Annotated in this window: 23 protein-coding genes and 1 pseudogene; 13 read left to right on the top strand and 11 right to left on the bottom strand. The window is 71.2% G+C overall.

Annotated elements, in window-relative coordinates:
* Positions 1 to 3: 3 nt before the first annotated feature.
* From trpS to FY030_RS05415, 3 genes are read right to left on the bottom strand one after another with little or no spacing between them, the layout of a single operon-like run.
* Complete coding sequence (gene trpS, locus FY030_RS05425; RefSeq protein ID WP_158060619.1) at positions 4 to 1,131, bottom strand: tryptophan--tRNA ligase; 1,128 nt, start codon at positions 1,129 to 1,131, stop codon at positions 4 to 6.
* A gap of 24 nt (positions 1,132 to 1,155) precedes the next feature.
* Positions 1,156 to 2,163, bottom strand: a complete 1,008-nt coding sequence (locus tag FY030_RS05420; protein WP_158060618.1) for a glutathione S-transferase family protein — start codon at positions 2,161 to 2,163, stop codon at positions 1,156 to 1,158.
* Between the two features lie 3 nt (positions 2,164 to 2,166).
* Complete coding sequence (locus FY030_RS05415; RefSeq protein WP_272950543.1) at positions 2,167 to 3,567, bottom strand: dipeptidase; 1,401 nt, start codon at positions 3,565 to 3,567, stop codon at positions 2,167 to 2,169.
* 103 nt (positions 3,568 to 3,670) lie between these two features.
* Here FY030_RS05415 and FY030_RS05410 point away from each other — a divergent pair, with 103 nt between their 5' ends.
* Positions 3,671 to 4,288 carry a DUF3043 domain-containing protein gene (locus tag FY030_RS05410; RefSeq protein WP_238348565.1) on the top strand — a complete coding sequence of 206 codons (618 nt, stop codon included), beginning with the start codon at positions 3,671 to 3,673 and terminating at the stop codon, positions 4,286 to 4,288.
* A 49-nt stretch (positions 4,289 to 4,337) separates the two neighbouring features.
* Here FY030_RS05410 and FY030_RS05405 read toward each other — a convergent pair whose 3' ends face one another.
* A complete protein-coding gene (locus FY030_RS05405) occupies positions 4,338 to 4,553 on the bottom strand; it encodes a hypothetical protein (protein WP_158060616.1) in 216 nt (71 codons plus the stop codon).
* 37 nt (positions 4,554 to 4,590) lie between these two features.
* Positions 4,591 to 5,697, bottom strand: a complete 1,107-nt coding sequence (gcvT, locus tag FY030_RS05400) for a glycine cleavage system aminomethyltransferase GcvT (RefSeq protein ID WP_158060615.1) — start codon at positions 5,695 to 5,697, stop codon at positions 4,591 to 4,593.
* A 75-nt stretch (positions 5,698 to 5,772) separates the two neighbouring features.
* Between gcvT and FY030_RS05395 the strand changes: the two genes are divergently transcribed.
* The gene (locus FY030_RS05395; RefSeq protein WP_158060614.1) at positions 5,773 to 7,296 is read left to right on the top strand and encodes a leucyl aminopeptidase; all 1,524 of its coding nucleotides are present in this window, start codon (positions 5,773 to 5,775) and stop codon (positions 7,294 to 7,296) included.
* Between the two features lie 135 nt (positions 7,297 to 7,431).
* Here FY030_RS05395 and FY030_RS05390 read toward each other — a convergent pair whose 3' ends face one another.
* Positions 7,432 to 7,608 carry a DUF5302 domain-containing protein gene (locus FY030_RS05390; RefSeq protein ID WP_158060613.1) on the bottom strand — a complete coding sequence of 59 codons (177 nt, stop codon included), beginning with the start codon at positions 7,606 to 7,608 and terminating at the stop codon, positions 7,432 to 7,434.
* 95 nt (positions 7,609 to 7,703) lie between these two features.
* Between FY030_RS05390 and lpdA the strand changes: the two genes are divergently transcribed.
* The 4 genes and pseudogenes from lpdA (at position 7,704) to FY030_RS17185 (ending at position 12,000) form a co-directional block, all read left to right on the top strand.
* On the top strand, positions 7,704 to 9,080 hold the full coding sequence (gene lpdA / locus FY030_RS05385) for a dihydrolipoyl dehydrogenase (RefSeq protein ID WP_158060612.1): 1,377 nt from the start codon (positions 7,704 to 7,706) through the stop codon (positions 9,078 to 9,080).
* A 61-nt stretch (positions 9,081 to 9,141) separates the two neighbouring features.
* A complete protein-coding gene (gene sucB / locus FY030_RS05380) occupies positions 9,142 to 11,064 on the top strand; it encodes a 2-oxoglutarate dehydrogenase, E2 component, dihydrolipoamide succinyltransferase (protein WP_158060611.1) in 1,923 nt (640 codons plus the stop codon).
* A pseudogene (locus FY030_RS17190) lies at positions 11,045 to 11,407 on the top strand (NAD-dependent epimerase/dehydratase family protein); the annotation flags it as partial. The gene sucB and the pseudogene FY030_RS17190, both read left to right, overlap by 20 nt.
* Before the next feature lie 65 nt (positions 11,408 to 11,472).
* The gene (locus FY030_RS17185; protein ID WP_337692484.1) at positions 11,473 to 12,000 is read left to right on the top strand and encodes a DUF1731 domain-containing protein; all 528 of its coding nucleotides are present in this window, start codon (positions 11,473 to 11,475) and stop codon (positions 11,998 to 12,000) included.
* Between the two features lie 76 nt (positions 12,001 to 12,076).
* Here FY030_RS17185 and FY030_RS05370 read toward each other — a convergent pair whose 3' ends face one another.
* Positions 12,077 to 13,690, bottom strand: a complete 1,614-nt coding sequence (locus FY030_RS05370; RefSeq protein ID WP_192498731.1) for a serine/threonine-protein kinase — start codon at positions 13,688 to 13,690, stop codon at positions 12,077 to 12,079.
* 66 nt (positions 13,691 to 13,756) lie between these two features.
* On the opposite strand from FY030_RS05370, the gene lipB reads away from it, so the two are divergent.
* The 3 genes from lipB to FY030_RS05355 all read left to right on the top strand — a co-directional run bounded on the left by lipB (position 13,757) and on the right by FY030_RS05355 (position 16,600).
* The gene (gene lipB, locus FY030_RS05365) at positions 13,757 to 14,404 is read left to right on the top strand and encodes a lipoyl(octanoyl) transferase LipB (RefSeq protein ID WP_158060609.1); all 648 of its coding nucleotides are present in this window, start codon (positions 13,757 to 13,759) and stop codon (positions 14,402 to 14,404) included.
* A gap of 130 nt (positions 14,405 to 14,534) precedes the next feature.
* Complete coding sequence (locus FY030_RS05360; RefSeq protein WP_238348564.1) at positions 14,535 to 15,608, top strand: ABC transporter ATP-binding protein; 1,074 nt, start codon at positions 14,535 to 14,537, stop codon at positions 15,606 to 15,608.
* Positions 15,605 to 16,600: an ABC transporter permease subunit gene (locus FY030_RS05355; protein WP_158060607.1), complete on the top strand. Its 996-nt coding sequence runs from the start codon at positions 15,605 to 15,607 to the stop codon at positions 16,598 to 16,600. Before FY030_RS05360 ends, FY030_RS05355 begins: the two co-directional genes overlap by 4 nt.
* A gap of 87 nt (positions 16,601 to 16,687) precedes the next feature.
* On the opposite strand, the gene codB is transcribed toward FY030_RS05355, so the two are convergent.
* A complete protein-coding gene (gene codB / locus FY030_RS05350; RefSeq protein WP_158060606.1) occupies positions 16,688 to 17,974 on the bottom strand; it encodes a cytosine permease in 1,287 nt (428 codons plus the stop codon).
* The gene (locus FY030_RS05345; protein WP_158060605.1) at positions 17,971 to 18,444 is read right to left on the bottom strand and encodes a nucleoside deaminase; all 474 of its coding nucleotides are present in this window, start codon (positions 18,442 to 18,444) and stop codon (positions 17,971 to 17,973) included. Before FY030_RS05345 ends, codB begins: the two co-directional genes overlap by 4 nt.
* A 158-nt stretch (positions 18,445 to 18,602) precedes the next feature.
* On the opposite strand from FY030_RS05345, the gene FY030_RS05340 reads away from it, so the two are divergent.
* The 3 genes from FY030_RS05340 (at position 18,603) to FY030_RS05330 (ending at position 22,071) form a co-directional block, all read left to right on the top strand.
* Positions 18,603 to 20,111 carry a PucR family transcriptional regulator gene (locus tag FY030_RS05340; RefSeq protein ID WP_158060604.1) on the top strand — a complete coding sequence of 503 codons (1,509 nt, stop codon included), beginning with the start codon at positions 18,603 to 18,605 and terminating at the stop codon, positions 20,109 to 20,111.
* Positions 20,112 to 20,236: 125 nt separating this feature from the next.
* Positions 20,237 to 21,286, top strand: coding sequence for a lipoyl synthase (lipA, locus tag FY030_RS05335; protein WP_158060603.1), 1,050 nt, complete (start codon positions 20,237 to 20,239; stop codon positions 21,284 to 21,286).
* A 5-nt stretch (positions 21,287 to 21,291) separates the two neighbouring features.
* On the top strand, positions 21,292 to 22,071 hold the full coding sequence (locus FY030_RS05330) for a DUF4191 domain-containing protein (RefSeq protein WP_158060602.1): 780 nt from the start codon (positions 21,292 to 21,294) through the stop codon (positions 22,069 to 22,071).
* A 27-nt stretch (positions 22,072 to 22,098) separates the two neighbouring features.
* On the opposite strand, the gene FY030_RS05325 is transcribed toward FY030_RS05330, so the two are convergent.
* Entirely contained in the window at positions 22,099 to 22,527 is a 429-nt protein-coding gene (locus FY030_RS05325) for an RDD family protein (RefSeq protein WP_238348563.1), read from the bottom strand.
* A gap of 138 nt (positions 22,528 to 22,665) precedes the next feature.
* Here FY030_RS05325 and glnA point away from each other — a divergent pair, with 138 nt between their 5' ends.
* Positions 22,666 to 24,090, top strand: coding sequence for a type I glutamate--ammonia ligase (gene glnA / locus FY030_RS05320; protein ID WP_158060600.1), 1,425 nt, complete (start codon positions 22,666 to 22,668; stop codon positions 24,088 to 24,090).
* 282 nt (positions 24,091 to 24,372) lie between these two features.
* Here glnA and FY030_RS05315 read toward each other — a convergent pair whose 3' ends face one another.
* The gene (locus tag FY030_RS05315; protein ID WP_272950542.1) at positions 24,373 to 25,497 is read right to left on the bottom strand and encodes a sensor histidine kinase; all 1,125 of its coding nucleotides are present in this window, start codon (positions 25,495 to 25,497) and stop codon (positions 24,373 to 24,375) included.

The raw sequence follows: 25,497 nt of genomic DNA, 5'->3' as shown, positions 1-25,497 counted from the left end.
AGCTCAGCCGTAGACCATCTGCATGGCCTGGCGCACCTCGGCCAGCGTGGCCTCAGCGACTTCGCCTGCGCGCGCGTTGCCCTCGGCCAGGATGCGGGACAGCTGCGCCGGGTCGGCCGCGAGCTCGGCACGCCGGGCACGCAGCGGGGCGAAGTACTCGTTCACCGCCTCCGTCAGTAGTTTCTTCAAGGTGCCGGAGCCACCGTCACCGATCTCCTCGGCGATGGAGTGCGGGTCGCGGCCGGTGGTCAGGGCGGCGAGCTGGACGAGGTTGGACACCTCCGGCCGGCCCGCCGGGTCGAAGGTGATGCGCCGCTCGGAGTCGGTGACCGCCTTCTTGACCACCCTGGCCGTGTCGTCGGCGCTCATCCGCAGCTCGATGGTGTTGCCCCGGGACTTGCTCATCTTCGCCCCGTCGGTGCCGAGCAGGTGGGGGACCTCCGACAGCAGCGCGTCGGGGGTGGGGAAGACCGGCACGCTCTTGTCGCCGGCCCGGCCGTAGCGCTCGTCGAAGCGGCGGGCGATGACCCGGGTCTGCTCCAGGTGCGGCAGCTGGTCCTTGCCCACGGGCACGACGTTCGCCTTGCAGAAGAGGATGTCGGCCGCCTGGTGCACCGGGTAGGTCAGCATCAGCCCGCTCATCGGCCGCCCGCCCGTGGCGTCCTGCTCGGCCTTGACCGTCGGGTTGCGGCGCAGCTCGCTGTCGGTGACCAGGGACAGGAACGGCAGCATCAGCTGGTTCAGCGACGGGATCTGGGAGTGCGCGAAGATCGTGGTGCGCCCAGGGTCGATGCCGGTCGCCAGATAGTCGGCGACCAGGGAAAGCACCCGCTCCTGGATGGAGTCGACGCCGTCCCGGTCGGTGATCACCTGGTAGTCGGCGATGAGCACGAAGGTGTCCACGCCCAGGTCCTGCAGCGCGACCCGGTTGCGCAGGCTGCCGAAGTAGTGGCCCAGGTGCAGGTGGCCGGTCGGCCGGTCACCGGTCAGCATCCGGAACTGCCCGGGGTCGGTGCGCAGCTCCTCCTCGATCTGCGCGCTGCGCGCCACGCTGCGCTGCAGCGAGGCGGCGGAGGTCGAGTCGGCGAGGACGTCGCCGGCGGAGTCGTCGAGCGGAGCGGTGTCAGTCACGCTGGACGATGCTACGCCGATCCGCTAGCGCAGCCCGTCCCGCCCGTGCGGCAGCTGCCAGACGGAGGTGTCCGGGCCCTTGGGCACGACCCCGGTGGGGTTGATGTCCAGGTGGGTGGCGTAGTAGTGCGCCTTGACGTGCTCAAAGTTGACCGTGGCGCCGAAGTCGTGGGTCTGCCACAGGTCGCGCGCGTAGCCCCACAGGGCAGGCATCTCGGTCAGCTTGGAGCGATTGCACTTGAAGTGGCCGTGGTAGGCCGCGTCGAAGCGGACCAGGGTCGGCCAGAGCCGCACGTCGGCCAGCGTCAACCGGTCGCCGACCAGGTAGCGCTGCCGAGACAGCCGCTCCTCCAGCCAGTCCATCCGCGCCCACAGCGCGTCGTAGGCCTGGTCGTACGCCTCCTGGGCGCCGGCGAAGCCGCACTTGTAGACCCCGTTGTTCACGTCGTGGTAGACGAGGTCGGAGACCTCCTCGATCTCCTCGCGCAGGTCCTCGGGCCACAGGTCGGGCGCGCCCGGACGCTGGTGCTCGGTCCACTCGGTGACCAGGTCCTTGACGATCTGGTGGAAGTCGTTGGTGACGACCTGCCCGGTGGTCGTGTCCACCATGGCCGGCACCGTCACGCCGGACTCCGGGAAGCCGTCGGGCCGGGCGTCGTAGGCGTCCTTGAGCCTGGGGATGCCCAGCACGGGATCCACACCGCCGGGGTCAAGGTCGAAGGTCCAGCTGTCCTCGTCGTGCACCGGGCCGGCGACGGCCATCGAGAGCACGTCCTCCAGGCCCAGCAGCTGCCGGGTCAGGATCGCCCGGTGCGCCCACGGGCAGGCGCGGGAGACGGCGAGCCGGTAGCGGCCCGGCTCGACAAGAAAATCGCCATGGCCGTCTCCGTTTCGGGTGATCCGCGTCTCGATGTAGCGGGCCTTGCGCTCGTAGCCGCCCTCGCCGCTGACGTAGCTGCCCGGGGTGCTCGGCGCGTCCGCGTCCTGCGCGCCCTCGTTCTGTGCGCTGTCGTTACCGTTGTCATCGACCATGGCTCAATCCTTGCCCACGGTCCCGAGGCGGTCCAGCAGGAGAGCCTCGGCCAGGCAGACCCGCTCGAACTCGCCCAGGTGCAGGCTCTCGTTGGCGGCGTGCGCGCGGGTGTCCGGGTCCTCCACCCCGGTGACCAGGATCGCCGCGTCCGGGAACCGCTCGGCGAAGGCGGCAACGAACGGGATCGACCCACCCACCCCGATGTCGACCGCCTCGACCCCGGCCCAGGCGTCGCGGAAGGCGGACCGGGCCACGTCATACACCGGGCCCTGCGCGTCGGCGGCGAACCCGGAGCCCTCGTCGTCGAGGGTGACGCTCACCTGGCAGCTCCAGGGTGCGTTGTCCTCCAGGTGCGCCTTGAGGGCCAGGTATGCCGTCTCCGGCGACTCGGCCGGGTGGATCCGCATCGAGAGCTTGGCCCGACCGACCGGCGTGAGCAGGTTCGCGGCCTTCTCGACCGAGGGCGCATCGATGCCGATCACGGTCATCGCCGGCTTGGTCCACATCCGGGACAGGATCGAGCCGGTGCCGATCGGGCTGACGCCCTCAGCCAGCCCGGAGTCGGCCCGCAGGTCGTCCTCGGTGTAGTCCAGGTCGGCGGCGTGCGAGGTCATCAGCCCGGGGACGGCCACGTCGCCGGCCTGGTCGTGCAGGGTCGCCAGCAGCCGGGCGAGCGCGGTCAGGCCGTCGGGGACGGCGCCGCCGTACATCCCGCTGTGCACACCGTGGTCGAGCGCGCGGACCTCGACCACGACGCGGACCATCCCGCGCAGGGTGGTGGTCAGGGCCGGGACCCCGACCTTCCAGTTGTGTGAGTCGGCCAGGACGATCGCGTCGGCGGCCAACCGGTCGCCGTGCTTGTCCAGGATCGTCGGCAGCGAGGCGGACCCGACCTCCTCCTCGCCCTCGATGAAGACGCTGACCCCCACGGGCGGCCGTCCGCCGTGGGCGCGCAGGGCGGCGACGTGCGCCATCACCCCGGCCTTGTCGTCGGCCACGCCGCGGGCATAGAGCCGCTCCCCCACCTGGGTCGGCTCGAAGACGGGCGTGTCCCAGTCGGCGTCGTCGCCGGGCGGCTGGACGTCGTGATGGGCGTAGAGCAGTACGGTCGGCGCACCCTCGGGCCCAGGCAGGTGCCCGATGACCGCCGGCCGCCCGCCCTCGCGGACGATCTCGACCTCCAGGCCTTCGGCGCGCAGCAGGTCGGCGGTGGCCAGGGCGCTGTCCTCGACGTGCCGCTGGTCGAAGGAGTCCAGGGACACCGACGGGATGCGGGTCAGTGCCTCCAGGTCGGAACGGATCCCGGGCATGATCTCGTGCACGCGGGCGGTGAGCTTGGCGGTGCGGGGGTCGGCGGTGCGGGGGTCGACGGCGGGCGTGGTGCTGGCGGTGTCCTCGGTCACGATCCCGACTCTAGCCAGCCCGACCGCGCCCACCGGACCCAGACCTGAGCGAGGCCGGGCGGCGGCCGTCGGGGGCGGTGCAGGGGCCGCATACACTGGGCTGGTGCTTTTCGGGAAGAAGACTGCCACGTCAGAGGCCAGCGACACGGCCGCGGCGGAGTATGCCGCGCAGGCCCAGGTGACGCCGGTGGACTCCTCGGGTCCCCAGGGCAAGGGGCGGCCGACCCCGAGGCGTAGGGAGGCCGAGGCGGCCAACCGGCGACCTCTGGTCGTGGACCACAAGGCGATGAACGCTGAGCAGAAGGCCAAGGTGCGGGCAGAGCGCGCCAAGGCCCGCGAGTCGATGCTGCGCGGTGAGGAGCGCTACCTGCCGCCGCGGGACCGTGGCCCGCAGCGGCGCTTCCTGCGCGATGCCGTCGACAGCCGCTGGAATATCGGCGAGGTGCTGTTGCCGGTCATGCTGTTCCTGCTGGTGATGACCTTCCTGCCCATGGAGTGGGCACGGATGAGCGCCTTCCTGGCGGTCTACGGCCTCATCCTCTTCGGGATCGTGGACTGCTGGCTGCTGTGGAAGCGCACGAAGAAGAGCTTCGTGCGGGAGTTCGGTGAGGAGCCCGGCCGCGGCTCGGCCTGGTACCTGGTCATGCGCTCGTTCCAGATGCGCGGCAGCCGCGTGCCCCGTGCAGCGGTGGAACGCGGCTCCGAGCTGCACCGCCGCTAGGCCGAGAACTCGCCGGGCGGCCCCACGGACACGGCCGCCCGGAGACGCCTCAGTCGGCCGGCGAGAGGCTCATCGGGCCGTAGACGACCTCGTCGTCGCGCTGCAGGGTCACCGAGGCCACCCCCGCGTCGGCCAGAGTGGCCCACTCCTGCGACAGCCACGCCTCCGCGTCGGCCTGAGTGGGGAAGGTCGTCGAGGCCAGGCCGAGGTCGGTGACCTCGGTGCCGTCAGCCCGGCCGTAGCTCCACGTGTAGTTCTCGCTCATGGCCTCCACCCTAGGTTGCTGGGGGCCGTCCTTCATCTCAGCTCGCGGCGCCGCCCTCGACGAACGGTGGCTTCTTCACCTCGGCCTCGACCTTGCGCCCGCGCACGTCGATCACGACCGGCGTGCCCGCCTCCACGCCGCGGTCGAGCAGCGCCAGGGCGATGCCCTGCTTGAGGGTGGGGCTGAAGGTGCCGGAGGTGACCGCACCGATCTGCGCGCCCTCGGCGTCCAGGACCGTGCACCCGGGACGGGGTATGCCGCGCCCGGTCACCAGCAGGCCGCCGGAGAGCCGGCTCTCCTTGGCCTCACGCTGGGCCTGGAGCGCCTCCTTGCCCCAGAACTGCTCCTTCTTCCAGCCCACGGCCCAGCTCGTGCGGGCCATGACCGGGGTGATCTCGCGGGACAGCTCGTTGCCGTGCAGGGCGTAGCCCATCTCGGTGCGTAGGGTGTCTCGGCTGGCCAGGCCGGCGGGGACCCCACCGACGGGCTCCATCGCCTCCATCAGGGCGTCCCACACGGCCGAGGCGTCCTCGGTGCGGCAGACCACCTCATACCCCCGCTCGCCCGTGTAGCCGGTGCGGCAGACGGTCACCGGGTGGCCCTGCCAGTGCGTGTCCACGAAGCTCATGTAGCCGTGCCCCGCCGGCAGCCCGAGCGCCTCGAGCACCTCGTCGACCTTGGGCCCCTGCAAGGCCAGGACGGCGTGGTCCTCGTGGACGTTCTGCACGCTGATCCCCTCCGGCGCCGCCTCCTGCAGGCGGGCGACCACCTCGGCGTTGTTGGCGGCGTTGGGGATGAGGAAGACCTCCTCCTCGCTGCGCAGGTAGGCGATGAGGTCGTCGACGACGCCGCCGTTCTCGTCGCAGGCCAGCGTGTACTGGGCGCGTCCGGGCTCGATCTTGTCGAGGTCGTTCGTGAAGCACCGGTTGAGGAAGTCCTTGGCGCCGGGGCCACTGACCAGGGCCTTGCCCAGGTGGGAGACGTCGAACAGGCCGACGCGCTCCCGGACGGCGTGGTGCTCGGCGACGCCACCGGTGGCGGCGTACTCGATCGGCATCGACCAGCCGCTGAAGTCAGCCATCTTGGCCCCCAGCGCGGTGTGCTTGTCGTGGAGCGGAGACGTCTTCGTCGTGGCAGCACTCATGCCGGTCACCCTAGTCCCCGTCCGTTAGTTAGTCTCAGACTGACTAATCACGACCCCGACCGACAGGACCCGACGATGAGCCTGCCCACCACCGTGACCTTCACCAACTCCGCGCCCGCCGGGGTCGACGCCGACGCTCTGGTGCTCGCCGCCCGCAAGAAAGACGGCCAGGTAGTCCTGGTCGACAGCAACGGTCTCGGGGATGAGGCCCGGTCCTCGGTCGAGGCGGCCTTGGCCGCGGTCGGTGCCGAGGCCGGCTCCGAGGAGGTCACCAAGCTGACGGGTGTCGACGGTGTCGCGGCAAGCCTGGTGCTGGTCGTGGGACTGCCCGGCTCGGGCCCGGCCCCACGCACGGAGCAGTTGCGGCGAGCGGCCGGGGTGGCCGCGCGGGCGCTGGCCGGGCGGGAGAAGGCCGTCTTCGCCCTCGGCCAGACCGACCGCACCGAGGCCCTGGCCGTCGCCGAGGGCGTCGCCCTGGGCGCCTACACCTTCGCCGACCACCACGGCGTGGGCAAGGCCGAGTCCGCCAAGGCGGGCCTGGCGCAGGCGATGGTGACCGGGCTGGCGCAGGACGAGCAGGCTGACGCCGAGCTCGCTGCCGTCACCCAGGCCGTCGCCCTGGCGCGGGACCTGGTCAACACCCCGCCCAACGTGCTCTACCCCGAGACCTTTGCCGACCTGGTGGTCGAGCGGGCCGCCGGCACCCCCGTCGAGGTCGAGGTCTGGGACCCCGAGCGCCTGGAGGAGGAGCGCTGCGGCGGCGTCCTTGGCGTCGGCCAGGGCTCGGGCCGTGGCCCGCGCATGGTGACGCTGCGCTACACCCCCCAGGGCGCCAGCCGCCACCTCGCGCTGGTCGGCAAGGGGATCACCTTCGACTCCGGCGGTCTGTGCATCAAGCCGGGCGCCGCGATGGTCACCATGAAGATGGACATGGGTGGGGCCGCCGCCTGCGCGGCCGCCACGCTGGCGATCGCCGAGCTGGGCCTGCCTGTCCAGGTCACCGCCTACCTGTGTCTGGCCGAGAACATGACCGGCGACCTGGCCCAGCGCCCCGGTGACGTGGTCACCATGCGCGACGGCCGGACCGTGGAGATCATCAACACCGACGCCGAGGGCCGCCTGGTCATGGCGGACGGCCTGGCCTTGGCTAGCGAGCAGCAGCCGGACGCCATCGTCGACGTCGCCACCCTCACGGGTGCCTGCATCATCGCCCTGGGCGAGCGGACCATCGGCGTCATGGGCAACGACGACGAGCTGCGCGACTCCCTCGTCCGGCTCGGCACCGAGACCGGTGACACCGCCTGGGCGCTGCCGATGCCCGAGGAGATCAGGCCCACGCTTGACACCCCGGTCGCCGACCTCAAGCACACCGGCGAGCGGTCGGCCGGCGCGATGGTCGCCGCGACCTTCCTGCAGGAGTTCGTCGGCAAGCGGGGCGAGGGCGAGGACGCCGAGCAGATCCCGTGGGCCCACCTGGACATCGCCGGCCCGGCCTTCAATGAGAAGGCCCCGTGGGGCTACCGCGCCAAGGGCGGCACCGGCGCCGGCGTCCGCTCCCTCATCGCCTTGGCGCAGTCCTACCAGTCCCCCACCGCCTGACCGGGCACGCCATAGGGCCCGACGGAACACGTGATGCGGCTGTGCGGAGCACGCCGCCGCCGTTCTGTGGGGTGAACACACACGCAGGGGCACCTCCCGCGACGGGAGGTGCCCCTGGTCCGTGCCGGGCGAGCGTCAGCCGCTCTTGCGACGGAACATCTGCTCGGTCCCCGAGGTCTTGGCGCGGCGGCTTCCCGCCACCTTGCCGTGCTCGGAGTGGTCCGAGACATCCGTGCCTGCGTGGGCCCGCTTCTTGGCGAGCGCCTCGCGGAACTTGGCCTTGACGTCGTCCGTGGCCGGAGTGTCGTTCATGGCCACCTCCTTCCTCCCGGGGACATGACCTGCTCAGCCTCCCACGGGCCGCCCCGGCTGTCACGGCAATTCACGGGAGGTGGCAGGATGGCCACATGCCGACGACGCACTACGACATCGTGATCCTCGGGGGCGGCAGCGGTGGTTATGCCTGCGCGCTACGGGCGGCCCAGCTGGGTCAGAGGGTGGCTCTGGTCGAGAAGGACAAGCTCGGCGGCACCTGCCTGCACCGCGGTTGCATCCCGACCAAAGCGCTGCTGCACAGCGCGGAGGTGGCTGACTCGGCCCGGGACTCGGCGCGGTTCGGCGTGCAGACCACCCTGGAGGGGATCGACCTCGCCGCCGTGCACACGTACAAGGACGGTGTCGTCGGCCGGCTGTACAAGGGACTGCAGGGCCTGGTCAAGGCGGCCGAGAACATCACCTACGTCGAGGGTGAGGGCCAGCTGGCCGGGCCCACCACAGTCGTCGTCGGTGAGGACGAGCTGGTCGGGGAGCACGTCGTGCTCGCGACCGGTTCCTACGCCCGCACCCTGGGGATCGAGATCGGCGACGCGGTGATGACCAGCGACGAGGCGCTCACCCTGGAGCAGGTCCCGGGGCGGGCGATCATCCTGGGTGGCGGCGTGATCGGCGTGGAGTTCGCCTCCGTGTTGCGCAGCTTCGGCTCCGCGGTCACCATCGTCGAGGCCATGGACCGCCTGGTGCCGGCGGAGGACCCGGGGGTGAGCAAGGCCCTCGAGCGTGCCTTCCGCAAGCGCAAGATCACCTCCCGGACGGGCGCGCGGATGGAGTCGGTCAGCCAGCAGGACGGCGTGGTCACCCTCTCCCTGGAGGGCGGGGAGAGCCTGGAGGCCGACCTGCTGCTCGTCGCCGTCGGCCGTGGGCCGCGCACCGAGGGGTTGGGGTATGAGGAGGCGGGGGTCATCCTGGAGCGCGGCTTCGTGCAGGTGGACGAGCGGCTACGGACAGGGGTGGGCAACGTCCGCGCGGTCGGCGACATCGTGGCCGGCGTGCAGCTGGCGCACCGCGGCTTCGCGCACGGCATCTTCGTCGCCGAGGACATCGCTGGGCTGGAGCCCGAGCCGGTCCGCGACCACCTCATCCCCAAGGTGACCTACTCCGACCCCGAGATCGCCTCTGTGGGTCTGTCGGAGGAGCAGGCGCGCGAGCAGTACGGCGAGGGCGTAGCCAGCTACGAGTACAACCTCGGTGGCAACGGCAAGTCCCAGATCCTGGGTACGGCCGGTTTCGTGAAGCTGATCCGCTCCGCCGAGGACGGCCCAGTGGTGGGCATCCACATGGTGGGCGCGCGGATGGGTGAGCAGGTCGGCGAGGCCCAGCTCATCGTCGGCTGGGAGGCGTTACCGGAAGAGGTCGCCTCGTTCATCCACGCCCACCCCACCCAGAACGAGGCGCTCGGCGAGGCCCACCTGGCCCTGGCCGGAAAACCGCTGCACGCGCACGCCTGACCGACCCAGCGCCCGCATCCCAACTAGACTGCAGATCCCCGGACGAGGAGAGAGCGACAACATGTCGGAACGTGTATCGATGCCGGCCCTCGGTGAGTCCGTCACCGAGGGGACCGTCACCCGCTGGCTGAAGAACATCGGCGACAGCGTCGAGGTGGACGAGCCGCTGCTCGAGGTCTCGACCGACAAGGTCGACACCGAGATCCCCTCCCCCGTCGCGGGCACGCTGCAGGAGATCCTGGCGCAGGAGGACGACACCGTCGAGGTCGGCGCCGACCTGTGTGTCATCGGTGAGGGCGAGCCGTCCTCCGGTGGCGACGAGGGCTCCTCCGGTGAGGAGAACGAGCAGGAGGAGCAGGCACCCCAGGAGGACGCACCCCAGGAGGACGCCTCCCAGGGCAGCGACTCGCAGGAGGCCCAGGACGACAGCAGTTCCCAGGACCAGCCGGCCGACCAGTCCTCCGGCGGCTCCGGCGGGGGTGAGGTCTCCGGTGGCGAGACCGTGACCATGCCCGCGCTGGGCGAGTCGGTGACCGAGGGCACCGTCACCCGCTGGTTGAAGTCCGAGGGGGACCAGGTGGAGGTCGACGAGCCGCTGCTCGAGGTCTCGACCGACAAGGTGGACACCGAGATCCCCTCCCCCATCGCCGGCGTGCTGACGAAGATCATCGCCGGGGAGGACGAGACCGTGGAGGTTGGCGGCGAGCTGGCCGTCATCGGTGGCGAGGCCTCCGGCGGTGGTTCGGAGCAGGACAGCGGGTCCGCCCCCGCCGACGAGCCCGAGCAGGGCGACTCGGCTGCCGAGGGCGACGACCAGGAGCCCGCGGCGGACAAGGAGCAGGCGGAGGAGTCCGCCGACAGCGACCTGGGCGAGGAGCAGCAGGTCCAGCAGGAGGCCGCGCAGGAGTCGGCCAGCAGCTCCGGCGCCGAGAGCTCCCCGTCCTCCGCGCCGGACACCTCGGAGGCCGTGGGTGTGGGCACGCCGTCGGCCGACACCGGCAGCTCCTCGCACAAGCAGCAGAGCACCTCTCCGGACGTCAGCGCCTACGTGACCCCGCTGGTGCGCAAGCTGGCGGCCCAGCACAGTGTCGACCTGAGCAGCCTGCAGGGCACCGGCGTCGGCGGGCGGATCCGCAAGCAGGACGTCCTCGACGCCGCCAGGGCGCAGGAGGAGGCCGCCAAGGCACCGGCGCAGGAGACCCCGCAGGCCCCGGCCCCCGCGGACAGCCCACAGGCCCCGGCCGCCGGCGCTCCCTCAGCCCCCGCCGGGACCCAGGCCAAGCGCGGCACCACCGAGAAGATGTCGCGCTTGCGCAAGGTCATCGCCGCCCGCATGGTGGAGTCGCTGCAGACCGGCGCCCAGCTGACCACGGTCGTGGAGGTCGACGTCACGAAGGTGTCCCGTCTGCGCAAGCGGGTCAAGGACGAGTTCGCCCGCCGGGAGGGCACCAAGCTGTCCTTCCTGCCGTTCTTCGCGGTGGCCGCGGTCGAGGCGCTCAAGGAGCACCCGATCGTCAACTCCAGCGTCGAGGACGACACGGTCATCTACCACGGTGCCGAGCACCTCGGCGTTGCGGTCGACACCCCGCGCGGCCTGCTGGTGCCGGTGATCAAGGACGCCGGCGACCTCAACATCGCCGGGCTCGCCCGCAAGATCGCCGACCTGGCCGAGCGCACCCGGGACAACAAGATCAATCCCGATGAGCTCTCCGGCGGCACCTTCACGCTGACCAACACCGGCTCGCGGGGTGCGCTCTTCGACACGCCGATCATCAACCAGCCCAATGTGGCCATCCTGGGCACGGGCACGGTCGTCAAGCGCCCCGTGGTGGTCATCGACGAGGACGGGATGGAGACCATCGCCGTGCGCGACATGGTCTACCTGGCGCTGACCTACGACCACCGCGTCGTCGACGGCGCCGACGCGGCGCGCTTCCTGACGACCGTCAAGGAGCGCCTGGAGGATGGCAGCTTCGAGGTCTGAGATGGCCATCGCCATCACCGGGGCCGGCGGGCTGATCGGCTCCGCTCTGTCCACGGCGCTGCGTGGGCGCGGTGACCAGGTTGTGCACCTGGTTCGCCGCGCCCCGCGCCTCGCGGACGAGCTCGACCCGGGCGTCCGCGAGGCGCGCTGGACGCCTGGCGCCGACCTGGACCCCGAAGTGCTGGACGGCATCACGGCTGTCGTGCACCTCGCCGGCGCAGGGGTCGCGGACCGGCGCTGGAGCGACAGGCGCAAGCGCGAGCTGCTCGACTCGCGCACGGAGGGCACCGGCACCATCGCCCGTGCGCTCGCGGCGCGGGCGCAGACACCGGATTCCCCAGGAACCGCGTCCCCGCGCCTAGTGTCGGCCTCGGCCGTCGGCATCTACGGCGACCGCGGGGGGACGAGGTGCTCACCGAGGAGAGCCCGCCTGGTCAGGGCTTCCTGGCCGACGTGTGCCGCGACTGGGAGGCCGCGACCTGGCCCGCCAGCCACGCGGGCGTCCCGGTCGCGACGGTCCGCACCGGCATCGTGCTCGCCCGTCAAGGAGGCGCACTGGGCAAGCTCCTGCCCCTGGCCCGGGCCGGTCTTGCGGGCCCGCTGGGCGGGGGTGAGCAGTACTGGGCGTGGATCACCCTGCACGATCACGTCCGCGCTCTGATGTTCCTGCTCGACCACCCGGAGGTGACCGGTCCGGTCAACCTCAGCGGCCCGTGTCCCGACACGCAGACCGCGATCGTCAAGGCGCTGGGCCAGGCCCTCAGACGGCCCACGGTCGTCCCGGCGCCCACCATCGCCCTGCGGTTGGCCCTCGGGGAGATGGCGAGCGAGATCCTGGCCTCGGCCCGGGCGCTCCCGACCGTGCTCACCGAGACCGGGTTCACCTTTGACCACCCGGACCTGACCTCAGCGATGGCCTGGATCACGCACCACTGACGCCTCACCGCGCGGCCACCACCAGCCTGCGCCCGACGGTCACCCGGCCTTCCGAGGGCCCCGACCTGCCGACGGGTCACCTCAGCTCAGCCCAGGACCAGAGCAGCCACCGTCCTTCCTGCCGCACCAGCTCTAGGGCGACCCGCTCGGTGCGGGACGGGGCCCGCAGCACCCAGCCGTCGCCATCCCGGGCCTCGAGTGGCTCCCGCACCACCGTGACATCCACGTGCAGCCGGTCCAGATCCTCGTGCTGCACCGCCAGCTCGCGCACCTCGAACCCGACGCGAGGATAGTTGATCCCCGCCTCCCGGGCGCGGGACAGCTCTGCACTCTCCTCACCGTGGACCGGTGAACCAGCGGCCAGCACCGCGGTGAGCAGGCCGGGATCGGTGGCCTCCCAGGCCCTGGCCCGGGCATCCACCAGATCCTGCACGACCTGGCGCAGCCCCTCGGCGTCGGCGGCGTCCCCGTCCGGGTCGGACACCTGCTGCGCCGGTGGCGGGGCCGACCCGGCGGAGCCTCCCGCGGTCCCCTCCTCCGCCGTCCCCACCTCCTCGTCCGGCACCTCTTCTGCCACCTCGGTCACCACCTCGGTCACCGGGTCGTCCGTCGACTCCTGGGCAACGCCGGACCCGGCGGCCCCACCCCACCAGGAGCGGGTCAAAGACCACCCCATCCCGGCCAACATGACCAGCAGGAGCGCCCCCACCGCGAGACCCACGATGGCTCGGGCACGCTGGCGACCGTCCTGCTGCCTGGCGTCGGCATGCGGAGCGTCCGGGTCGACCCGTTCGGGCCGGTGGGCGCCGGGCTGGTCGCGCCCAGCACGCGCCGCCTCGTCCTCCTGGGCCACCTGCCGCAGGCGCTGGGTCAGGCCGTGGGCCGGGTCGGCGTCCGGGGCCACCTCCACCGGCTCGGGCGGGGCCACCGCGTGCAGCGCCACCGCCAGCTCCTCGGCGTCCGGTCGGTCTTCCGGCGCGCCCGCCATGCACCGGTGCACCAGGTCCACCAGCAGCTCGGGCAGGTCAGGCGCGACCTGGGCCAGCGGCTGGCGGTCGAAGCCCGGGCCCGGCACCTGTCCGGTCAGGGTGAGCCGCGCCAGGGCCCCCAGCTGGTAGACGTCGGACTCCCGGGTGGCCGGGAAGCCCTCGATGACCTCCGGTGCCACCATCCCGTCCCCCGCTCCGGTGCCGACGCCGCGCAGCCGATGCTCCCCCACGATCCGGGCTGTGCCTAGGTCCGCGAGCAGCGGCATGCCGTCCTCACGGAAGACGATGTTGCCGGTCGACAGGTCCCCGTGGACCACCCCCATCTGGTGCAGGTCCGCGAGCGCCGCGGCGACCGGCTGCAGCACCGTCACCAGCTCGCCCGGCGACAGCAGGCGCCGGCTGGCCAGCACCTGCGCCAGCGAGCCGCCGCCGGCGAGCTGGGTGACCAGCGCGACGGCGGGTGGGTCAGCGTCCCGCAGGGGCAGCACGTCGTAGAGGTGCACGACGTGCTGGTGCCGGACCCGCGCCAGCAGTCCGGCCTCCTGCAGGGCCTCGCCCACCCGGCCGTCGAGCGGCGCCACCACCTTCACCGCGACGGGCAGGCCGTCGCAGACCCGGCGGCCGCGCCATACCGTCGCGGTCGCCCCGGTGCCCAGCTGCCCGGTGAGGGTGTACCCGGGGATCTGCGGTGGGGTGCTCACGACGCGAGCCTGCCCGAGGCGCGAGCGGGCCCGCAGGACTTTTCCACAGGCGGTTACAGTGCGGGTATGCGGTTCGAGCACCTGGGCTTCTCTCCCGACCTCGTCGACTACCAGCAGGCGTGGGACCACCAGCGCGCGGTCCACGCGCAGGTCGTGGCCGGCGAGCTGCCGGACACGGTGCTGCTGCTCGAACACGCCGCCGTCTACACGGCGGGCAAGCGCACCGAGCCGCACGAGCGGCCGCTGGACGGCACTCCCGTCGTGGACGTCGACCGGGGCGGCAAGATCACCTGGCACGGGCCTGGGCAGCTCGTCGGCTACCCGATCGTGCGCCTGCCCTCCCCCGTGGACGTGGTCGCGCACGTCCGTCGCCTCGAGGAGATGATGATCGGGGTATGCCGTGACCTGGGCGTGCAGACCGGTCGCGTGGACGGGCGCTCCGGGGTGTGGGTGCTCGGCGACGGGGAGCGCCCGGACCGCAAGATCGGGGCGATCGGCATCCGGGTCAGCCACGACGTGACCATGCACGGCTTTGCCCTCAACTGCGCCTGCGACCTCGGCTGGGCCGACGTCGTCATCCCCTGCGGGATCGCCGACGCCGGGGTGACCTCGCTGGCCAAGGAGCTGGGCCGGGACGTGCCGGTGGCCGAGGTGCTGCCACTGGTCACCGCGCACCTGGAGCGCGTGTTGGACCCGGCCCGCACCACCGCCTGAAACACCACGCGGAGACCGTGGGGCGACACGCTGCCTGGGTAGGCCCTGCGCAGCCTCGGCAGCGTGTTGACTGCTCCCAGCAGGGATCGGCCGGGAGGCCGGCGGATGGGAGCAGAAGATGGGGCAAGCCGTGACCGCCCACGAGGGCGACGTTCTCGCCGTCGTCACGCGGGGATTGCGCAAGACCTACCGCACCAGGCGAGGGCGGCGCGTGGCCGTCCACGGCCTTGACCTGGACGTGCCCGCTGGCGGGGTGCACGGTTTCCTGGGGCCCAACGGTTCGGGCAAGACCACCACCATCCGGATGCTGCTCGGTCTGACTCGTGCCGACGGTGGCTCGATGCACCTCTTCGGCACCCCGGTGCCGCAGCAGCTACCCAGCGTCGTGGACCGGGTTGGGGCGATCGTGGAGTCGCCGAAGTTCTTTCCCACCTTCAGCGGCGCCAAGAACCTCTCCTTGCTCGCCGACGGCATCGGCACGCCGCGGCGCCGCGTCGGTGAGGTGCTGGAGGAGGTCGGGCTCGGCGCCCGGGGCCGCGACCAGTTCCGGGCCTACTCGCTGGGCATGAAGCAGCGCCTGGCGATCGCCGCGACGCTGCTGAAGTCACCGGAGCTGCTGATCTTCGACGAGCCGACCAACGGCCTGGACCCGGCCGGTATCCACGAGATCCGGCAGACGATGCGGCGACTGGCCGACGAGGGCCGCACCGTACTGGTCAGCAGCCACATCTTGTCCGAGGTCGAGCAGATCGCCGACACCGTCTCGATCATCGGGCGCGGCCGGGTGCTGGCCCAGGGCTCGGTCGCCGGGCTGATCGGGGGCGGCGGTGAGACGGTCGAGGTCGGGGTGGCCCACCCCGGGGTCGCGGTCCGCATCCTGCGCGACGCGGGTTTCACGGCCGAGTGGTTGGCGGCCCGGCGCGGCACCGACGCGGCCGAGGCGCTGGAGTATGCCGTCTCCGCCGACTCCGGGCGGCTCACCGTCACCGGCGCGCAACCGGCCGAGATCACCCGGCTGCTGGCAGCCCAGGGGCTGTACGTGGAGCGCCTGGTGCCCAGCCGGCGCGGCCTGGAGCAGATCTTCCTCGAGCTCACGCAGGACGACGCCCTCACCACTCAGTTCGCACCCGACGCGGGCGGCCCCGGCGATCGTGGTCCCGGCCATCGCCGTCCCGGTGCCGCCGGTCCGGAGGTTGCGCGGTGACCCGCCTGGTCCGGGTGGAGCTGCGCCGGATCCTGGCTCGGCGCGTCCTCGTTCTGGCCGTGCTTGCGGCGGCCGTCGTGGCGCTGATGGCGGTCTTCGGCGTGCACCAGCTCTCGGTCTCGATCAACGATCAGCGCGCCCACGCCCAGAACTATGTGGAGGAGGCCAGGAGCTACTGGGAGCCGTCCAGCCTGGAGGACTACCAGGCCTGCGTGCGGGACCAGGCCCGGGCGCGGCAGGAGACCGGTCAGGGGGAGGTCGACTTCGGCTGCGAGCAGATGCGGCGACCGCCCGTCCTCGAGGACTTCATGCCCGTCTCTCCCTCGATGGAGGGGCAGTACCGCGAGCTGTTGGGCTACCTCGTCTATCCCTTCCTGTTCCTGGCGCTCGCGGCTGGTTCGACGAGCGTCGCGGCCGAGTTCACGCACCGGACCATGGGCTCCTGGCTCACCTTCCTGCCCCGACGCCTGCCCGTCTTCAGCGCCAAGGTCGTGGCCGCGGCACTGACCGGGATCCCGATCGCCGGCGTCGGGCTGGGGCTGGTGCTGATCGGCGTTCCCGCGGTCTTCCGCTACCACGGGATCGACGACGGCCTCAGCGGGGCGCAGTGGGTCTCGATGGGCTGGATGGCGCTGCGCGTCGTCGGGCTGGCCGCGGCGGCGGCCGCGTTCGGCGCTGGCGCCGCCTTCCTGGTGCGGCACAGCGCGGTGGTGCTCGGCCTCATGGTCGGCTACCTGGTGCTGGCCGAGGGGATCCTGCGCGGCCTCTACCCCTCCTGGACCCGCTGGCTGCTCGGGACCAACCTCGAGGCCTTCGTCGAGCACGGCACGACTTGGGTGCAGTGGCCGACCTTCTGCGACGACATTACGGTCTCCTGCACCCCCACAACGCACGTGGTCAGCTTCGCCCAGGGTGCGGTCGTGCTGTCCACGCTGCTGGTCCTCACCCTGGGGCTGGCGCTGCTGCGCTTCCAGCGCTCCGACGTCGAGTAGAGATCCTGCCGTCGAGCAGGGCGGGCCCAGACAGAGGTGAGCTCGGCGCCCGGATAGGGACAACCGGGCGCCGAACCCACCGGTCTGTCAGCGCCGACGCAGGGCCTGGACCCCCACGGCCCCGGCGAAGGCGACGAGCATGCCCACCACCGGCGGGATGAAGAAGCCGGTCTCGTTGGCGGTCCAGGCGGCGAGGGAGGCGAGGGCATACACCGCGATGTTGCTCCACCGGACTCCGGGGATGTGCAGGGTGACCTCCTGCCCGGAGCCGCGCCGCAGGCGGGCCAGGTGGTCACCGAGGATGACCCCGCCCAGCGGCGGGATGAGGATGCCCAGCCATACCAGGTAGTCGACCAGGGAGTCGTAGATCCCCGTGACCGCGAGCACGGTGCCGAGCACGACACCGGCCACGACGAAGGGTCGCCGGGTCCGCACGTTGAACAGCTCGGCGCCGGCGACGCCCACGTTGTAGGCGGTGTTGTCGTTGGTGGTCCAGATGTTCGCCACGAGGAAGAGCAGACCCCAGGTGACCAGGCCCAGGTTGAACAGGACGACGACGAAGTCTCCCTCGCCGTAGGCGATCGCGCCGATCGCGCCGGAGAAGAGCATCAGCAGCTGGGCTGCGAGGAAGGCCCACATGCAGGTCCACAGGCCTGCCGCGGGCGTCTTGGCGAACCGGGTCCAGTTCGGCGCCTGGGTGCCGCCGGAGGCGAAGGTGCCGACGATGATGGTCACCGCCACGGCCAGGCCCATGCTCTCCGTCGGCTCAATGTCCAGCATCGGGCTCAGGCCACCGACCTCGTCGAAGGCCTGCCAGGTCACCCACGCCCCCAGGATGAGCATCAGCGGCAGTGCGACCAGGGACAGGACGTACATCCCCTTGTAGCCGATGTAGGCGGTGATCCCCATGACCAGGCCGGAGGCGACCATCAGCCAGCGGACAGAGGCGTCGCTGTCCCAGCCCAGCGCCTGCCCGGTGAGCAGCGCGAGGGTGGCGACGGAGACGCCGTACCACCCGATCTGGGTGCCGCCCAGCAGCAGCGAGGACAGCTTGGCACCGCCCTGGCCAAAGCTGGTCCGCGCCATCATCGCGGTCGAGAGGTTGGTGCGGGCGCCCAGCCAGCCCAACGCGCTCACGTAGATCCCCAGCACGAGGGAGCCCAGCAGCAGCACACCCATCAGCGGCAGGAAGGAGAACCCGGCTCCGACCTGGGCACCGGCCAGCATGGTCGGGGTGAACATGGTGAACCCGACGAGGACGATCGCCAGGGAGAAGGTGGTCTTGCGGGCCGACCTGGGGACGGGAGTGACCGGATAGTCCGGGTCGACGCTGATGTCGAAGGTCTCCGTGGTGCGGGATGTCGTCTCGCTCACGGCAGCTCCTGGCCGATGTCCTCGTGCCACAGCGACGGGTGCTCGGCGATGAAGCCGGACATCAGCTCCACGCACCGCTCGTCGTCCACGACGATGACCTCCACGCCGTGCTCGGCGACCCAGTCGTGACCGCCGGTGAAGTTCTTGCTCTCTCCCACGACGAGCCGCGAGATGCCGAACTGGCGCACCAGGCCGCTGCAGTACCAACAGGGGGACAGCGTGGTGACCATCGTCGTGCCGCGGTAGTGCGGCTGCCGCCCGGCGGCGCGGAAGGCATCGGTCTCGGCGTGGACCGACGGGTCCTGGTCCTGCACCCGACGGTTGTGGCCGCGGCCGAGCACCTCCCCCTCCGCCGACAGCAGCACCGCCCCGATGGGGACACCGCCCTCGGCCAGACCGGCACGTGCCTCCTCCAGTGCCGCCTCCAGACCGTGCCGGTCGCTGGGGCTCAGGTCCTCCACTGATCTCATCTGTGCCTACCTCCGCCTGTTCGGGACGTCACCGTCGACGTCCGGACCCGTCGAGCCTGGCAAACCCACGCCTGCGCCGCAATGGGCATACTGTCCAGGCCCGACCCGATGATCCGGGACACTTCGTCCGCGACCGGCCCACGACGAGAGGCGGAGGTATGACGCTTGCCCTGAGCCAGTTCCTTGGGCACCCCACGGTGCGTCGCGCCGACCCCGCCTTCCTGGGCCGTGAGGCCGACCTGGATCGACCGGTGACCTGGGTGCATTCCAGCGAGATCTACGAGATCGCGCCCCTGCTCTCCGGTGGCGAGGTGCTGCTCACCACGGGGCTGGGGCTGGCGGGGGCAGACGCCGGGACGCGGCGGCACTGGATCCGGGACCTGGCCTCCCGACAGGTGGCCGCGGTCGCGCTCGAGCCCGGCCGGTCGCTGCCCGAGCTGCCGGCGGAGATGGCCGACGAGGCCCGCCGTGCCGGGCTCCCGCTCATCGTCCTGCGGCAGGTGGTGCCGTTCGCGGAGATCTGTCGCGAGGTGAACTCCGACCTGCTCACCACCGACCTGGCGCGGCTGCGGCGCGGTGACGAGCTCACCACGCGACTGCACGAGCAGGCGGCGGACGGCGCCGGGCTGTCCGAGCTGGTCAGCCAGGCGGCGCAGGATCTCGGGGAGCCCATCGAGGTCCGGACCCTGTCCGGGCAGGTCGTCGCGGCCGCGGGAGGTCCGCAACGGGCCGGAACCGTCAAGCCGGACGCCGCGCACAGCGTGGTCCGCACCGCCGGGGCCCCGTGGGGCCAGGTGCTCCTGGGGACGCGGGTCACCGTCGAGACCAGCTTCCTGGCCCAGCGGGTGGCGGCGGTGGTCGGCCTGGTCGTCCAGCGCTCCACCCTTGACGGACCGGGGGCCAGCGACCCCGGGGTCAGCCTGCTCACCGACCTGCTGGACCGGCCGCGCTTCACCAACGCCGCCCAGCTGCTCACCCGCGGTGCGCTGGCGGGTTTCTGCCCGGCACCCGGGCAACTGGTGGTGGGGCTGGCCGGGGCCTGCGCTGACCCCCGGCGAGCCGCGGTCGTCCTCGGCCGGGTCGCCGGGTTGGGCCCCCACCTGCTCGCCGCCGTGCGCGGGCAGGTGCTGGGCCTGGTGGCGGTCGACCCGTCCGCGCCGGACCCGGCCGGTGCCGTCGCGGCCCTGGTGGCGCAGGCCGCCACCCGGCAGTGTGCCTGCCTGGTCGTCGGCCCGCCGCGCCGGCTGGAGGAGGCGGCCGACAGCCTGCTACGCGCCCGGGAGGGCCTGGACCTGTCCCCCGGCGATCTCGGCGCACGCACCTGGCGGGACTCCACGGCGCAGCACCTGCTGGCCAGGCTCCCCGCCGCGGACGTGCAGGCCCTCGTCGAGGACGGCTTGGAGCCGTTGCGCCGGTGGGACGCCGAGCATGGCACCATCCTGGTCGAGACCCTCGCCGCATGGCTCGAGAACGGTTTGAACGTCGCGGCCACGGCCCGCGACCTGGGGATCCGTCGACAGACCATGCATCAGCGGCTGGACCGCATCACCGGCGTGCTGGGCTACGACCCCGGGCAGGGCAGCGCGCTGGCGCACCTGGTGCTGGCGACCGCGGCGGCGCAGCACGGCCATGGCCCAGACCCCGGCCGCCCCTGGACCCAGCCCTGACCGGCACCACCGGGTTAACCGCCGGGGCCCCCGGCTCGCCGGGCGGCCGGACGGCATACCCTGGAGGGTGCGTGCGTTGACCCTAGACCGATCAACGCACACCCGACCAGCAAAAGGGAGTCCTCGTGACCGTCGCACCCGAAGGCCGCCGCCTGCTGCGCGTGGAGGCGCGCAACGCGGAGACGCCTATCGAGCGCAAGCCGGAGTGGATCCGGACCACCGCCAAGATGGGGCCGGAGTACCGCGAGCTGCAGTCGATGGTCAAGAGCGGCGGGCTGCACACGGTCTGCCAGGAGGCGGGTTGCCCCAACATCTTCGAGTGCTGGGAGGACCGCGAGGCGACCTTCCTCATCGGCGGTGACATCTGCACCCGACGCTGCGACTTCTGCGACATCGCCACCGGCCGGCCCAACGCCCTGGACATGGACGAGCCGCGCAAGGTGGCGGAGTCGATCCGCACCATGGAGCTGCGCTACGCCACGATCACCGGTGTCGCCCGCGATGACCAGAAGGACGGGGCGGCCTGGCTGTATGCCGAGGTGATCCGCAAGGTGCACGAGCTCAACCCGCACACCGGTGTGGAGATCCTGCCGCCCGACTTCGGCGCGGTGCCCGAGCTGGTCCAGCAGGTCTTCGACGCCCGCCCCGAGGTCTTCGCACACAACCTGGAGACCGTGCCGCGGATCTTCAAGAAGATCCGGCCCGCGTTCACCTACGACAAGTCCCTGCGGGTGCTGTCCATGGCGCGCGAGAACGAGCTGGTCACCAAGTCCAACCTGATCCTGGGGATGGGCGAGCGCGAGGAGGAGATCGAGCAGGCGATGCGCGACCTGCACGACGCGGGCTGCGACATCCTGACGATCACTCAGTACCTGCGACCCTCCAAGCTGCACCACCCCATCGACCGGTGGGTCAAGCCCCAGGAGTTCGTGCACTGGTCGGAGCTGGCTGAGCAGATCGGCTTCAAGGGCGTGATGGCCGGCCCGCTCGTGCGCTCCTCCTACCGCGCGGGCAAGCTCTACGCCTCGGCGATGCAGAAGTGGGGCCGGCCGGTCCCCGAGCACCTCAGCCACCTGCGCGAGCAGTACGAGGCCAATGTGCCGGCCCGCCAGGAGGCCGCCTCCCTGGTCGCCGCTGCACGTGAGCGGATGACGCCCGCCGCGCACGTATCCTGATCCCTATGTCGACCCCCGCCCAGGCCGAGCCGAAGAAGGGCCTCTTCGGCCGTAAGAAGAAGCCCAAGGACCCGAAGAAGCCCGGCTGGTTCAAGCAGTTCCGCCAGGTTTTCACCATGACCCGCAAGGCCGACCCGGCCTCGGTCTGGTGGATCCTGCTGGCCGCGCTGGCGGTGCTCGTGGTCGGTCTGCTCATCGGCCTCTGGCTGGATCAGGTTGTCTACCTCATGATCCTCGCGGTGCCGCTGGCCCTTCTGGCCGCCATGATCGTCCTGGGCCGCCGGGCCGAACGGGCCGCGTTTGCCCAGATCGAGGGCAAGCCAGGCGCGGCCTCGGCGGTGCTGCAGCAGCTGCGCCGCGGCTGGTTCTACGACCAGGAGCCGGTCGCCGCCGAGGCCGGTGGCCAGGTCCGCGGCATGCGCGACCTGCACAACGCGGCCATGGTCTTCCGTGCCGTCGGCAAACCGGGCGTCGTGCTCATCGCCGAAGGGCCGGCCGGTGCCGCCAAGCGGCTGACCGTCGCCGAGACCCGTAAGGTCACCCGGGTCGTCGGCGAAGAGGTGCCGGTGCACACCATCGTCGTCGGCCAGGGCGAGGGCCAGGTGCCGCTGGCCAAGGTCATCAAGACGGTCAAGAAACTGCCCCGCCAGATCAGCAACGACGAGGCCCTGGCCGTCCAGCAGCGGCTCAAGGCGCTGGTCGGCCGCAACCGGCCTCCGGTGCCGGCCGGCATGGACCCGATGCGCCCGCCACGGGCGAGCCGGCGCGCGCTGCGCGGCAAGTAGCCCTCGTGGTGGGCACGCTTGAGTCGCTCAGCGGGCCTTGACGACCACCGTGCGGGCGGCCTTGTCGTGCAGACCGCGGCCGTCGACGTCCATGATCACCGCAGGCACGAACAGGCAGAGCAGCGCGGCGCGGACGATCGAGCGACCCGGGGGCGGCGCCTGGTAGCCGTCGCCGTCGAGGGACACCACACGGATCCCCACCAACCGGTGCCCGATCGTCGTGCCAAGGGTGGTCACCAGGACCAGGTTGAGCACGAAGAAGAGGCCGAGCGGCAGGAAAGCCTGGGTCCCGCTGACCTGGCCCCACTGCATACCGAGCAGCCCGGTGGCGATGACCTGACACAGCGACCAGTCCACGACCAGGGCGACCAGCCGGCGCAGGAACGAGCCGGCCGCGCCCACGCCCTCGCGAGGCAGGCCCAGCGCTTCCCCACGGTAGCTCTCCAGTGCGTCCACGGTGGACCAGCCTAGTGCGCGGTGTCCGGGGCGTAACACGCACGTAACACCCGAGTGACGCACGAGAAATCCGCACCCTCTAGTGTCGATGTCGAAGCATGAACCCGACCAGCGGGCGGTCCGCGACCAGGAGGAAGAATGTTCAGTAACGCCGAGGAGGTCCTCGCCTTTATCAAGGACGAGGACGTCAAGTTCATCGACATCCGGTTCTGCGACCTACCGGGCGTCATGCAGCACTTCAACGTGCCCGCCGCGACCTTCGACGAAGAGTCCTTCACCACCGGGCAGATGTTCGACGGCTCCTCCATCCGTGGCTTCAAGTCCATCCATGAGTCGGACATGAAGCTGATCCCGGACCCGCAGACCGCCTACCTGGACCCGTTCCGGGTCGAGAAGACCCTGATCATGAACTTCTCGATCGTGGACCCCTTCACCGATGAGCCCTACGAGCGTGACCCGCGGCAGATCGCCCGCAAGGCGGAGAAGTACCTCGCCTCCAGCGGCATCGCGGACACCGCCTACTTCGGCGCCGAGGCCGAGTTCTACGTCTTCGACGACATCCGTTTCGCCTCCGAGCCCCAGGGCAGCTACTACTACATCGACTCCATCGAGGCCGCGTGGAACACGGGCCGGGCGGAGGAGGGTGGCAACCGCGGTTACAAGACCCGGTTCAAGGGTGGCTACTTCCCGGTGCCACCGGTCGACCATTTCGCCGACATCCGCGACCGCATGTGCATCGAGCTGGCCAGCGTGGGCCTGGACGTGGAGCGGTCCCACCACGAGGTCGGCACGGCCGGGCAGCAGGAGATCAACTACCGGTTCAACACCCTTCTGCACTCGGGTGATGACCTGATGAAGTTCAAGTACGTCGTCAAGAACTCCGCCTGGGCCGCCGGCAAGACCGCGACCTTCATGCCCAAGCCGCTCTTCGGGGACAACGGCTCCGGCATGCACACCCACCAGAGCCTGTGGAAGGACGGCGAGCCGCTCTTCTACGACGAGAACGGATACGGCGGGCTCTCCGACATCGCGCGGTGGTACATCGGCGGCCTGCTCCGGCACGGACCCTCGCTGCTGGCCTTCACCAACCCCTCGATGAACTCCTACCACCGCCTGGTGCCGGGGTATGAGGCGCCGATCAACCTGGTCTACTCCGCCCGCAACCGCTCTGCCTGCGTGCGCATCCCGATCACCGGCAGCAGCCCGAAGGCCAAGCGGATCGAGTACCGCGTGCCCGACCCCTCAGCCAACCCCTACCTGGCCTTCTCCGCCCAGCTCATGGCCGGCCTGGACGGGATCCGCAACCGGATCGAGCCGCCGGAGCCGGTGGACAAGGACCTCTACGAGCTGCCCCCGGAGGAGCTGCAGGACATCGAGCAGCTGCCGACGTCGCTGCCGGCGGTCCTGGACGCCCTCGAGGCGGACTACGACTACCTCACCGAGGGCGAGGTCTTCACCGAGGACCTGCTCGGCACGTGGGTCGACTACAAGCGCGCCAACGAGGTCGACCCGCTCCGCCTGCGGCCGCACCCGCACGAGTTCGAGATGTACTTCGACATCTGAGCAACGCCGCAGGTCAGCGACCTGTCAGACCCCACAGAGCGCAACGAGTCCGCACGGGACACGATCACAGCCACCACGGCTGCCCGTGCGGACTCGTCCGCGTCGGGCCTCAAGTGCCCGGAGGTGTTGAGCGTCGTCGTCGCGCTCCCCTGCCTTAAGCGTGTCAGCACGACCTTAGCGTTTCACGAGGCCTCCGTCCCCCCGGGAGGCTCGCTCGGCGGTATCCCCAGCCCGGACACTCCACCCCCGCGGGGACGGCGCGGAACGGGCCGGTGAGCTGGGTCACGAGTGGCGCCGAGTGGGCGAGCCGTCCCCTTCCTTCTCGGACGAGGTGCCTGCCGGTGCGGCAGGCAGCTGCACAGTGACACAGATGCCCCCGGCGGCCCGGGGTGCCAGGGTCAGGCTTCCCTCGTGTGCCTCGGTGATGCTCGTGACGATTGCCAGGCCGAGGCCGACGCCTGCGTGGTCGGTGCGGATGCGTTCGCTACCGCGCTGAAACGGCTCGACGAACGTCGCGGCCACCTCAGCGGAGAGCTTCTCGCCGGTGTTCTCGACAGTGAGTGAGACTCTCTCGGAGTCGTGACTGCTCGTGACCCACACCGTGCCGTGTTCCGGCAGGTTGTGCACCACCGCGTTGTGCAGGAGGTTGATGGTCAGCTGGAGGAGGAGCGCCGGTGACCCCATCGCCAACGCGATGTCGCCCGATGTCTCGATCGTGACGCCGCGTTGCTCTGCGACGGGCAGGAGTGTCTCGGTGGCCTCCTCCGCGGCCAGGGACAGGTCGACGGGTTCGCGGCTGAATGACCCCTGGCCGGCGCGGCTGAGCAGCAACAGCGCCTCCGTCAGGTTGATGGCTCGGCTGTTGACCGCCTGGAGGCGCTCGATGAGCTGCTTGGTGTCCGGGCTCGGGTCGTGGGCAGCCACGTCGAGCATCGTCTGCGAGATCGCGAGCGGAGTGCGCAGCTCGTGGGAGGCGTTGGCGGCGAACCTCTGCTGTTCGGCCACGTGTGCCTGGAGCCGCGCCAGCATGGCGTCGAAGGCGTCGGCGAGCTCCCGGAACTCGTCTTGTCGGCCTTGTAGCCGGATCCGGTGCGAGAGAGATCCGGTCGCCGCCAAGCGCGTCGCGTGCGTGATCCGGGTCAGCGGGGCAAGCATGCGGCCGGCGAGGACCCACCCTCCCACGAGACCGAATACCAGGAGGAAGGTCAGGGCCGCGGCTGTCGGCGGAGTGAAGGCGCGCACGAGGTCGGACTGGTTGGGCACGAACGTTCCGGGGGAACGGACGGAAACGTGGGTTACCTCCGGTACGTACCGCAGCAGGAACACCCACACCACCGCGAGCAGCAAGGTACTCGCGAGCATGATGACCCCGGCGTAGCTGAGGGCGAACTTGAGGCGGGCGCTCAA

Origin of the sequence: Ornithinimicrobium pratense (assembly GCF_008843165.1) — a bacterium.
In the GTDB taxonomy this organism is placed as follows: Bacteria; Actinomycetota; Actinomycetes; order Actinomycetales; family Dermatophilaceae; genus Ornithinicoccus; species Ornithinicoccus pratensis.
Note: the sequence above shows the minus strand (reverse complement) of the source record. Positions and strands in the feature narration are given on the sequence as shown.